This is a genomic window from Novosphingobium oxfordense (genome assembly GCF_044029435.1).
Classification (GTDB): domain Bacteria; phylum Pseudomonadota; class Alphaproteobacteria; order Sphingomonadales; family Sphingomonadaceae; genus Novosphingobium.
The window spans coordinates 444,383-456,183 of record NZ_CP147005.1; the positions used below are offsets into that span (position 1 = coordinate 444,383).

Genomic DNA, 11,801 nt, shown 5'->3' on the forward strand with positions numbered 1-11,801 from the left:
GGCGGATGAGCGCCGCCTGCGAACAACTCACTGAACTGGCTTCTCAGGGCGTAGCCCCGGCGTTGCGCGCGGTCGACTGCGTGTCCAACGAGATGGCGGCGGCAGCGTTCGGCCGCCTGTTCGGCGCTGGCGGGGCGATGGCCCCGGTGCTGATCCTCGTCCTGACGCTCTACATCGCTTTTCTCGGCTTCTCCCTGCTGTCGGGACGGTCCAGCCTCAGCGTTTCGGCCCTGACGCCGCGCATGCTGACGATCGGCTTCGTGCTGACCTTCGCAACCAGCTGGATCGCCTATCAGAGTGTGGTCTGGAACCTTGCCATCGGCGGGCCGGACTGGATCGCGGGCGTGCTGATGGGCGCGAAGGGATCGGCCACGCAGATCTTCGGCGACCGCATCGACATCGTCTTCAACGCCATTGCCGAAGCGTCGCAGGCTGCCAGCGGGCAAGCCGGTGATGCCGCACAGGGCGCAGCCGACGGCGCCGCGCAGGCGGGTGCCGCTGGAGCTGCGGCAGGAACCGGCATCAAGGCCGCCGCTGCCGCGGGCGGCAAGGGCCTGTTCTCGCCCGACAGCGTGATGTGGATGGGCGCGTTGATGCTGCTGCTCGGCACCGTGGGCGTGCTGCTCACCGCGCGCATCGCGCTGGGCGTTCTGGTTGCGCTGGGGCCGATCTTCGTGGTGCTGGGCCTGTTCGGCGGTACGCGCGGCCTGACCGCTGGCTGGCTGCGCGGTGTGGTGCTGACTGCGCTGACGCCGCTGTTCGTGGTGCTGGGCGGCGGGATCACGCTGGAACTGCTGGTACCGATCGTCTCCTCGCTGGTGCAGGGTGCGCAGCTGGGTGAGATCGACGGGCGCGCGGCCATGGCGCTGTTCGTGGTTGCAGCCGTGCATCTGGCGCTGATGGGCATGGTGCTCAAGGTGGCTGGCACGTTGGTATCCGGCTGGCGGGTTTTCGGCCTGGCCGATACCGAGCGTTCGCGCGGCCGGGGCGATGGTCCGTCGCAGGCCGCATCGGCGCCGCCGCCTTCGGTACAAGTGCAGCCTTTCGTTCCCGCGCACACGGCGGGACGTGCGCCGGCGGTCTCGGCGGCGAGCGCGGCGGCCATGGCGGCCGCGCCATCGGGTGAGGGCGGTTCGGCCACGCATTCCAGCGATCGGCGCACGGTGGTGACGCAGGTTTCGGGCGGCGGTCTGGAGCCGCTGGCGCAAGGCACGGCATCGCGCGCGCGCGGCATCGGCAGCCGGTTCCGCAGCGCATCCAACGATACGGGGCGCTCTGCCCATGGAAATATCGGCGCAAATAACGGCGTAAATACCGGCTCGCGGCCGGCGAAGGAGAATTCGTGATGATCCGCCGCAAGGTTCATGCCCTGGCAGCGACCGTTGCCCCGGTACTGGTCGCGCTTGCCGCTCCCGCGCAAGCGGATGAGCGGCTGGTCAACCATGCCTTCGCCGACAACGAAGTGGTGCGGATCGAGGGCCATGCCGGCGTGCAGGCGACGATTGCCTTCGGCAAGGGCGAGTCGATCGAGAACGTGGCCGTGGGCGATTCCCAGAGCTGGCAGATCACCCCGAACAAGCGGGCGGACCTGCTGTTCGTGAAGCCGCTGGAACCTTCCGCGCGCACCAACATGACGGTGGTTACCAACCGCCACACGTACTTCTTCGACCTTGTCGCCTCGCCCAAGGCGCGCCCGCTCTACATGCTGCGCTTTACCTACAAGGACGAGCCGGCAGAGGCCCCCGGCGCCGTGCCGACGGGCGCGGCGCTGGCCTCGCTCGACGCGTCGGAGCGGGCGATTGCCGAAGGCGATCCTTTGGCAATGCCGGCTGATGCGGCGGCGCTGAACTTCTCGTGGAAGACGGCCGGTGCCCCCAAGCTGCTGCCGGCGCGGGTCTATGACGATGGCCTGTCCACCTACCTGCTCTGGCCCGAAAACACGGCCGTTCCCGCCATCCTCGTGCAGAACGAGAAGGGTGACGAAGGCCCGGTGAACTATGCCGTGCGCGGCCAGACCATCGTGGTGGCCGAAGTGCCCAAGGTGATCATCCTGCGTTCGGGCAAGGCCAGCGCGACGCTGGAGAACAACCGCCCGGCCAGCGCGGCGGCAAGTTCCGCGCCTGCCGCGGCCACTCAGCCCGCTGCGCAGCCTGCCAGTGCAAAAACGCAGCCCGCCGCCGTTGCGGCCAATACGGTCGGCACCGCTCCTGCCGCTGCTTCTTCACAGGGGAACTGACACATGGCGCCGAATTCATCGCTGCGTGAACGGATCGCACCCGAAGCCGCCACGGACCCGCGCGACGGGCAGGGTGCGGAGGTCATCGACCTTACCACCCGCAATGTCCTGCCGCAGGTTACCCAGCGCAAGAAAGCCGATGGGCTTGGCCTTGCCGCCGGCATCGTCTTCGTGATGGCGCTGGGTGGGCTGACGCTCTGGACGCTGGATTCGTCGCGCAACGAAAAGCCTGCCGCCATCCCGCCCGCGCCGCAGCCAGCCGCTCCGGCAGTTCCGGCGGCCGCGATCACTGTGCCGCAGGCGGCCCCGCAGCCTGAAGCAAGCCCGACGCCGCTGGCCGCGCCGGCCCCGGCGCCGGTTTTGGCCGCCGCGCCCGGTGCTGCCGCAGCGCCGGCCGCCAATCCCTATGCCAGCCCCACCGTGGTCTTCGATGTGGGCGGCGCCCCCGGCGCGGCACCGCTGGTCGGCCCGGCGGGTGAGGGCAAGGCAAGCGGCAATGGCAACGACGATTTCGCCGCGCGCATCGGCGGAACCGGCGCCACCGCCACTGCCACGCGCAATTTCGATCCGGCTACCACGGTCACGCAGGGCACCCTGATCCCGGCGGTGCTGGAAACCGCGATCGATACCGACGTGCCGGGCTATGTGCGCGCCATCGTTTCCGCCGACGTGCGCAGCTTCGATGGCAAGCGCGTGCTGATCCCGCGCTCCTCGCGCCTGATCGGCCAGTACAAGAGCGGTCTTACTGCGGGGCAGAAGCGCGCCTATGTGATCTGGAGCCGCCTGATCCGTCCGGACGGCGTCTCGGTGAACCTCGGGTCGCCGGCCATCTCGTTCGGCGGCGAAACGGGCCTTGCGGGCAAGGTGAACAGCCACTTCTTCGAACGCTTCGGTTCGGCCATGCTGCTCTCCGTCGTCGGCGGTCTTTCGACCATCGCGTCCAGCGGTGCCAGCGTGGTTGTCGGCGGCGGCCAGTCGGCAGCGGCGGCGGCGATCCAGCAGAGCGGCACCGTGGGCCCGACGATCCGCGTGCGTCAGGGCGAGCCGATCCGCGTCTTCACCGCCAAGGATCTCGATTTCAGCCAGGCACAGTGAGACGATGGCAGACGTTCTTTCCTTGCAGGGCGCTCCTGCAAGCCTCGCCGTGACAGCGGACGAGCAGCCGGCGGGCGCTTCTTCGCGCAGCGTCTATCTCGACGCCTATCTCGCGCCGCTGCGCCCTTGGCTCGACAAGGAGACGGTGACGGAAATCCTGGTCAACCGGCCGGGCGAGGTGTGGATCGAGGATGCCGCGCTTTCGGGCATGCAGCGCGTGCTGCTGCCGGCGCTGGACAATCGCCTGTTGCAGCGCCTGGCAGAGCAGGTGGCGCGCATCAGCCATCAGGGCATCAACCGCGAACATCCGCTGCTTTCGGCCACGCTGTCCGGCTATGGCGGCCAGAACGGCGGCGGTGCACGTATCCAGCTTGTCGGGCCGCCGGCCACGCGTTCGGATTGGGCGATGGCGATCCGCCGTCACCGCCTGCTGGAACTGCCGCTGGATGCCTACGACCGCGGGCCCATCACACAGCCGGTGGAAGAGCCGACGCCTGATCCCATGGCGGAGCCGATCGCCTTCCTGCGCGATGCCATTCGCCGCCGCCGCACCATCCTGATTTCGGGCGGCACCTCCACGGGCAAGACCACCTTCCTCAATGCCATGCTGGGCGAAATCCCGGAGCATGAGCGGGTGGTGCTGGTGGAAGACACTGCCGAACTGCACTTGCCCGGCGCCAATGGCGTGGGCCTGATCGCGGTGAAGGGTGAACTGGGCGAGGCGAAGGTTTCCGCCAACGACCTTCTTCAAGCGGCGCTGCGCCTGCGGCCCGATCGCATCGTGCTGGGCGAATTGCGTGGCAGCGAGACGGTTTCGTTCCTGCGCGCGATCAACACCGGCCATCCGGGATCGTTCTCGACCGTGCATGCCAACACGCCACGCGGCGCGTTGGAGCAGATCGCGCTGATGTCGATGCAGACCGGAATCGGGCTGACGCGCGCGGAAACGCTGGAATATGCGTCCTCGGTGATCGACATCGTGGTTCAGTTAGACCGCCGCGACGGCAAGCGCGGGATCAGCCAGATCGCCGAAAGCGCGACGCTGGTAGGGTAAAATCCCCCCTTAGGGGGAGGGGGGCCGCCTGAAAGGCGGTGGAGGGGTGTCCACCTCAGCGGTGATACCCCTCCGTCAGCGTTTCGCGCTGCCACCTCCCCCTAAGGGGGAGGATCGGCCAACTTAATCGACGATCGCCAGCCCGGTGGGATCGCGCACCTGACATTCCAGCCCCAGCCAGTCCGCCAGCGCCTTATGGTCCTTGGCGACCCCGGGACTGTAGAGCGGGCGCATGGCTTCGGACAAAGTAAGCACAAGCGAGCCGTGTTCGATACGCAGAGAGGTCTGCGACAGGCCGCTTTCGGAACAGCCGGTCAGGCGGCGGCACAGGCGCACGGCAAGGCCCCAGCCGATCGCGCGGTCCAGATCTTCCTTGGAGGCGAGGCGGGCGAAAGCATCGGGCACTTCGGTCTGGCCGGAATTGGCGAAGACGGTCATCGCCATCATCGCGCGGCCGTGCATGTCCAGCCCGATCCAGCGCTTGCGCAGCGCCCAGGTCATCGCTTCTTCGGTCCGCAGGTTCGGCTCGGTGCGCATGGCGGCGAGGGCGAGCAGTCCGCAGGCTTCGCGCAACTGGCGGTCCTGCGGCTCTTCGCGACAGACGCCGGCGGTCCAGCGGGCAACGGCGACGGCATCGTCGGCCGTGACGCGGGCACTGGCGGAGAAGCCGGCGACGCTGGCGAGCATCGGATCCTCTGCCTGCACATCGGCATCGAGCTGGGCGTGGAGCAATCCTTCGCGCAGGCCCCACGACGAGAATACCAGCTTGGACGGCTTGATGCGGGTGATCACCTCCACCATCAGTGCCGCCGCATCGGGCAGCGAGGCAAGGCGGGAGCCCGAAATGCGCGGGTCCACATCGCCCAGCTTGCCCTTGGCGAAGTCGCGCGCAAGGTGCAGCGCTTCGGAGGCGGGCAGTTCGAAGCCATGCGGATCGTCCACTGGCCAGTCCAGCACGCGCATGGCTTGAAGCGCCAATGCGCGCCACGATCCGCCGACGATGTAGAGCGGAAGGCCGCGACCCTGTTCCCAACCGGCCCGGCTCAGACCGTCGCGCACGGTTTCGGAGAAGGCGGTAACGCCCTCGGCCCGCAAGTCGGGCAGGCGCAGCGTGCCGAAGGGCAGGGTTATGCCATGCCAGCTTTCACCATCGGCAATCTCTACGAGTTCGAGGCTGCCGCCGCCGAGGTCGGCCGCGACGCCCTTGGCGCCGGGGAAAGCGGCGATCACGCCGGTGGCGCTGGCGCGGGCTTCTTCCTCGCCGGTCAACAGGCGGGGCGAAAGGCCCAGCGCGCGGACGGCGTCCAGGAATTCCGGCCCGTTGCTGGCGTCGCGTGCGGCGGCGGTGGCCACGCATTCGACGTTCTTCACCTCGAACAGCCGTAGCAGCCCGGCGAAGCGGGCCAGCGTGACGAGGGCGCTGCGCATCGCCTTTTCCGCGATGGCCCCAGTCTTGCCGAGGTCGCGGCCAAGGCGCGCGCTGACTTTTTCGTTGAGCACAACAACGGGCGCACGGGGCGGCCCGTTGTAGATCACCAGACGCACGGTGTTCGAACCGATGTCGATTATCGCGCGCTTTTCACTCTTGAGGCTTATGCCGATCATAGGGGGTCTTTGGTCGTTATGCCTCTTTGCCCGAGACTCGGGCGGGTGGCCCCTTATGTCAGATGTTGCCGCGTCTTAGCGAGAGCTTTGGCACCTTCCGTCCACTGGCAAGCGATGCACCGCGCCCGGAAAGCGACGGGTTGGTCATGAAATAGCGGTGAATATTGAAGGGGTTGTCCACTTCTCCCACCCGGTCGTAGCTGCCGTCCGGATGCAGTACCCACGACTGTTCGGTGTCCAGCAGGTTGGCCAGCATCACCTGATCCAGCACCTGATCGTGCACGGTCTTGTTGGTGATCGGGATCAGAACCTCCACACGGCGGTCCAGATTGCGGCTCATCGCGTCGGCCGAGGTGATGTAGACCTTGGCCTTGCGGTTGGGCAGTTCGGCGCCGTTGGCGAAGGCCCAGATGCGGCAATGTTCCAGGAAACGGCCGATCACCGATTTCACGGTGATGTTTTCCGAAAGGCCGGTGATGCCCGGGCGCAGGCAGCAGATGCCGCGCACGACCAGTTCGATATCCACGCCCGCCTCGCTGGCGGCGTAGAGCTTGTCGATCAGGTCCGGATCGGTCAGCGAGTTCATCTTCGCCCAGATCTGCGCGGGCTTGCCGGCGCGGGCATTGGCGATCTCACCCTCGATATTCGTGTAGAGCGTGGATCGCAGCGAAATCGGGGAGATCGACAGGCATTCGGTGCCCTTGGGCTCCACATAGCCGGTGATGAAGTTGAACAGGCGGCCAACGTCGCGGCCCATCGCCGGATCGGCGGTGAAGTACGACAGGTCGGTATAGATGCGCGCGGTGACCGGGTGGTAGTTGCCGGTGCCGAAGTGGCAGTAGGTGCGATAGCCTTCGCCCTCACGCCGGACCACCATCGATGTCTTGGCGTGGGTCTTCCAGTCCACGAAGCCGTAGATCACCTGCACGCCCGCGCGTTCCAGCTGACTGGCCCAGAGCAGGTTCTGCTCCTCGTCGAAGCGGGCCTTCAATTCGACCACTGCCGTCACCGACTTGCCCTGTTCCGCCGCGCCGATCAGGGCGGAGATGATCGCGGACTGCTTGCCGGCGCGATAGAGCGTCTGCTTGATCGCGATCACGTCCGGATCGCGCGCCGCCTGGCGCAGGAAATCGATCACCACCTCGAAGCTTTCGTAGGGGTGCTGGATGACGATGTCCTTTTCGCGGATCGCCGCGAAGATATCGCCGTCATGCTCCAGAATGCGCTCGGGATAGCGGGGGGAATAGGGTTCGAACTTCAGCTCGGGCCGATCCTCGTCGCAGATCGCGGAGAGGCCGGAGAAGCCGATCAGCCCTTCCGTCTTCATGATCAGCGCCTTGTCCAGGCCCAGCTGGTTACGCAGCAGTTCCTCTGCCGCGGGGTCGAACTTGCCCTGCAGTTGGAGGACGATGACAAGGCCGCGGCGGCGGCGCTGGATCGCGGTGCGGTAGTAGCGCACCAGATCCTCTGCATCTTCCTCGATCTCGATATCGCTGTCGCGCAGGATGCGGAACACGCCGTGGCCGTGGGGCACGAAGCCGGGGAACAGCTCGTCCACATTGCGGCAGATCACGTCTTCGATCGAGATCCACGCCGCGTCTTCGCCCGGAATGCGGATGAAGCGGGGCAGCGGCGCGGGGATCAGCACCATTTCCATGACCGGGGCGTCATCCGCCACGCGGGTCAAGGAGAACAGGATGCCGATGCCCTGGTTGGCCACGAAGGGGAACGGGTGCGCCGGGTCGATCGCCTGCGGCGTGATCACCGGCATGACGTGTTCGAGGAAATAGCTGCGCAGCCAGTCCTGTCGCTCCGCATCCAGGGGCTCTTCGCCCACCATGCGGATGCCTTCTTCGGCCAGTTGGACTTTAAGGTCGGCCCAGGTTTCCTGCTGGATCGCTTCCAGTTCCAGCACCTTTTCATGGGTGATGGCGATGGCCTGCGACGGTGTGAGGCCGTCGATGGAGATTTCCTCGATCTGGCGGCGCACCTGCCCGGCGATGCCGGCGACGCGTACCATCAGGAATTCGTCGATGTTGCTGCCGGAGATCGAGAGGAACCGCAGCCGTTCCAGCAGCGGGTAGTTGGGGTTGGTCGCTTCGGCGAGGACGCGCTCGTTGAAGGCCAGCCAGCTCTGCTCGCGGTTGAAATAGCGGGCTGGCAGCGTGGCGACTTCCGTCACCGGGCTGCTCTCACCGGCGGCTTGCGCTTCGTTAATGTCCAGCATGTCCTACGTCTTCATCCGAGCGAGTATCGGGAAGTTCACATATGAACTCCCGCATTGGACCACCTTGCATGCCACGATGAACCTAATGCTGCAATCGTGCCGAATGCCGCATTTGAAGGTCTCTCGCGCAATCTAACAGGTTCCTCGCACCGCACCAATGGAAGATCATTGCAGTGCAGCATAGTTTGACGCACACTCCCTGCTGATGATCAAGGCGGCCCTCCACCATCTCACGCGTTACCGCTACTCTCGGCGGGTGCGCCTCGGTCCACAGGTCATAAGACTGCGCCCCGCACCGCACAGTCGCACGGCAGTGCCCAACTATTCGTTGAAGATCAGCCCGCCGGAGCATTTCCTGAACTGGCAGCAGGATCCACACGGCAACTGGCAGGCGCGCGTGGTGTTTCCCGATCCGGTCGATCACTTCTCGATCGAAGTGGATCTGCTGGCCGAACTGGCCGTCATCAATCCGTTCGACTTCTTCGTGGAGCCTGAGGCGGAGACTTATCCGTTCGCTTATTCGGATGTGATGAAGGCCGATCTGGCCGCCTATTTCGAGCTGGAGGACCAGGGGGCGCTGTTCGACGCGCTGGTGGCCGAACATGCCGGATACGAAGGGCGCACGGTCGATTTCCTGGTCGATATCAACAGCAAGCTGCAACAGCGCATCGGCTATGTGATCCGCATGGAGACCGGGGTGATGACCCCGGAGGAGACGCTGGCGGCAGGCATCGGATCGTGCCGCGATTCCGCCTGGTTGCTGGTGCAACTGCTGCGCCGGCTGGGTTTCGCGGCGCGGTTCGTTTCCGGATATTCGATCCAGCTGGTCGCCGACGTGACGCCGAAGGAAGGCCCCAAGGGCGTGCTGGAGGATGTGACCGACCTTCACGCCTGGGCAGAGGCTTACGTCCCCGGCGCCGGCTGGATAGCGCTGGATGCAACCTCGGGCATGTTCGCGGGGGAGGGGCACATCCCGCTTTGTGCTGCACCGCACTATCGTTCCGCCACCCCGATCGAGGGCATGGCGGAGCCGGCCGAAGTCGATTTCGATTTCAAGATGGATGTCTCCCGCATTGCCGAGGCGGTGCGGATCACCAAGCCGTTTACCGAGGATCGCTGGCAGGCGTTGCTCGACCTGGGGGACCGGGTCGACGCCGACCTCGACGCGGCGGGTGCCAACCTCACCATGGGGGGCGAGCCGACCTTCATTGCCGATGGCGATTTCGAGGCGGCGGAATGGAACGGCGCGGCGGTCGGCCCCACCAAGGCGGCCTATGCGGACAAGCTGATCCGCCTGCTGCGGGCGAAGTTCGCACCGGGATCGTTGCTGCACCACGGGCAGGGCAAGTGGTATCCGGGCGAAACGCTGCCGCGCTGGGGCTATTCGATCTATTGGCGCAAGGACGGCGTGCCGATCTGGCGGGATGACAGTCTGATCGCGGGCGAGAAGCCGCTGGAAAAGGGCGGCGATGCCGATCCAGTGCCCAGCATCGACCCCGCCGCCGCCGAGCACCTGTTGCGCGATGCGGCGGTCAGGCTGGGGCTGAGCGATGAATTCGTGCAGCCGGTGTTCGAAGACAAGGACTGGTGGGCGTTTCGGGAGGCGGAGCTTCCGGTCAACACCACGCCTGAAGAATCGCATCTCGACGATGAAGAACTGGCCCGCCGTTTCCGCCGCACGTATCGGCGCGGACTGGAGAAGGCGACCGGGTTCGTGCTGCCGGTGCAGCGCTGGAATGCGTCCGTTCAACAGGCGCCGCGCTGGAAGAGTGAAGTCTGGCAGGTGCGGCGCGGCATTCTTACCGCCGTTTCCGGCGACTCCGCGCTGGGTTACCGCCTGCCGCTGGGCTCGCTGCCTTACGTGCCGCCCTCGGCCTATCCCTATATCCACCCGCGCGACACGGCCGAGCCGCTCGAACCGCTGGCGGACTATCGCGAGCAGGCACCCGAAGCCGGAACTGAGACGCGCCTTGCGACCGGCAGCGAAGCGCAGCGGGTGGAATTGGTCGCCCAACCTCAATCCGGATCGGCGGGCGAGCGGGTCGAGCAGCACCTGATCGAAGGCGCGGTGCGCACGGCGGTCACCGTCGAGCCGCGCGGCGATTATCTGGCTGTGTTCATCCCGCCGACCGAGCGGCTGGAGGACTATCTCGAACTCGTCGCCGCGATCGAGGCGGTGGCGGAGAAACAGCGCGTGCCCGTGCGGATCGAAGGCTATCCGCCGCCGCCCGATCCGCGCCTGCAAGTGCTGAAGGTCACTCCCGATCCCGGCGTGATCGAAGTGAACATCCACCCCTCCGCCTCTTGGCGAGAGACGGTAGAGATCACCGAAACGCTCTACGACGCGGCGCGAGAGATCGGGCTTACGGCCGATAAGTTCATGGTCGATGGTCGCTCGATCGGCACCGGCGGGGGCAATCATATCGTGCTGGGTGGGCCCAGCTTGCTGGAAAGCCCGTTCATCCGCCGGGCCGATCTGCTGAAGAGTTTCGTCACCTATTGGCAGCGGCACCCCTCGCTCAGCTACTTGTTCTCCGGCCTGTTCATCGGCCCGACCAGCCAGGCCCCGCGCATCGACGAGGCGCGGCACGACGCGCTCTACGAGCTGGAGATCGCCCTCTCGCAAGTGTCGGGGCCGGACAGTGACCAGCCTGCGCCCTGGGTGGTGGACCGGCTGTTCCGCAACCTGCTGGTGGATGTGACGGGCAATACCCATCGCACCGAAATCTGTATCGACAAGCTGTTCAGCCCGGACGGCCCGACCGGCCGCCTTGGCCTGGTCGAGTTTCGCGGCTTTGAGATGCCGCCGGATGCAAAGATGAGCCTGGCCCAGCAATTGCTGCTGCGCGCGCTGATGGCGTGGTTCTGGAAGGAGCCGCAGTCCGGCCCGCTGGTGCGCTGGGGCACGCAACTGCACGACAGGTTCATGCTCGGCCACTTCGTCTGGGCCGATTTCCTGGATGTGCTCGCCGACTTGCGCCGACCGGGATACGATTTCGATCCGGCGTGGTTCGAGGCGCAGCGCATGTTCCGCTTCCCGGTTCATGGTGAGGTCGAGGGCGGCGGCGTCTCGCTGGAAATCAGCCATGCGCTGGAGCCGTGGAACGTGCTGGGCGAAACCGGTGCGATCGGCGGCACCGTGCGCTATGTCGACAGTTCGACCGAGCGGCTTCAGGTGCGGGCGAGTGGGCTGGTGTCCGGCCGCCACGTGATCTCGTGCAACGGCCGGCGGGTGCCGCTGACGATGACCGGTCCGTCCGAAGGCGTCGGCGGCGTGCGTTACAAGGCATGGGCGCCAGCCGAATGCCTCCATCCGATGCTGCAGGCCAATGCGCCGCTGACGTTCGACATCCTGGACTTGTGGAACGGCCGCTCGCTGGGCGGCTGCGTCTATCACGTCGCCCATCCGGGCGGGCGCCATTACGACGACGTGCCGATCAACGGGTACGAGGCGGAAGCACGGCGTAAGGCGAGGTTCCAGCCGCATGGTCATTCGCCGGGGCCAATGGTGACCCCGCCTGAGGAAGTGCCGGGCGAATTCCCTTATTCGCTGGACTTGCGCCGCCCGACCCGCGCAAGCTGAT

At 66.3% G+C, this 11,801-nt stretch carries 7 protein-coding genes; 5 read left to right on the top strand and 2 right to left on the bottom strand.

The features are described 5' to 3' along the window. The first annotated feature begins 5 nt into the window (after positions 1-5). From WBP07_RS02050 to virB11, 4 genes are read left to right on the top strand one after another with little or no spacing between them, the layout of a single operon-like run. Positions 6-1,346 (top strand): type IV secretion system protein, encoded by a 1,341-nt coding sequence (locus WBP07_RS02050; RefSeq protein WP_395393941.1) that lies wholly within the window; start codon positions 6-8, stop codon positions 1,344-1,346. After that, entirely contained in the window at positions 1,346-2,236 is an 891-nt protein-coding gene (locus WBP07_RS02055) for a TrbG/VirB9 family P-type conjugative transfer protein (protein WP_395393943.1), read from the top strand. Before WBP07_RS02050 ends, WBP07_RS02055 begins: the two co-directional genes overlap by 1 nt. Before the next feature lie 3 nt (positions 2,237-2,239). Continuing rightward, positions 2,240-3,331, top strand: a complete 1,092-nt coding sequence (locus WBP07_RS02060) for a TrbI/VirB10 family protein (RefSeq protein WP_395393944.1) — start codon at positions 2,240-2,242, stop codon at positions 3,329-3,331. Between the two features lie 4 nt (positions 3,332-3,335). Next, a complete protein-coding gene (gene virB11 / locus WBP07_RS02065) occupies positions 3,336-4,385 on the top strand; it encodes a P-type DNA transfer ATPase VirB11 (RefSeq protein ID WP_395393945.1) in 1,050 nt (349 codons plus the stop codon). A gap of 123 nt (positions 4,386-4,508) precedes the next feature. Here virB11 and WBP07_RS02070 read toward each other — a convergent pair whose 3' ends face one another. Continuing rightward, on the bottom strand, positions 4,509-5,990 hold the full coding sequence (locus WBP07_RS02070; protein ID WP_395393948.1) for a Ppx/GppA family phosphatase: 1,482 nt from the start codon (positions 5,988-5,990) through the stop codon (positions 4,509-4,511). 58 nt (positions 5,991-6,048) lie between these two features. After that, a complete protein-coding gene (locus WBP07_RS02075; protein ID WP_395393951.1) occupies positions 6,049-8,217 on the bottom strand; it encodes an RNA degradosome polyphosphate kinase in 2,169 nt (722 codons plus the stop codon). 205 nt (positions 8,218-8,422) lie between these two features. Between WBP07_RS02075 and WBP07_RS02080 the strand changes: the two genes are divergently transcribed. Then, positions 8,423-11,800, top strand: coding sequence for a DUF2126 domain-containing protein (locus WBP07_RS02080; RefSeq protein WP_395393954.1), 3,378 nt, complete (start codon positions 8,423-8,425; stop codon positions 11,798-11,800). Position 11,801 lies beyond the last annotated feature (1 nt).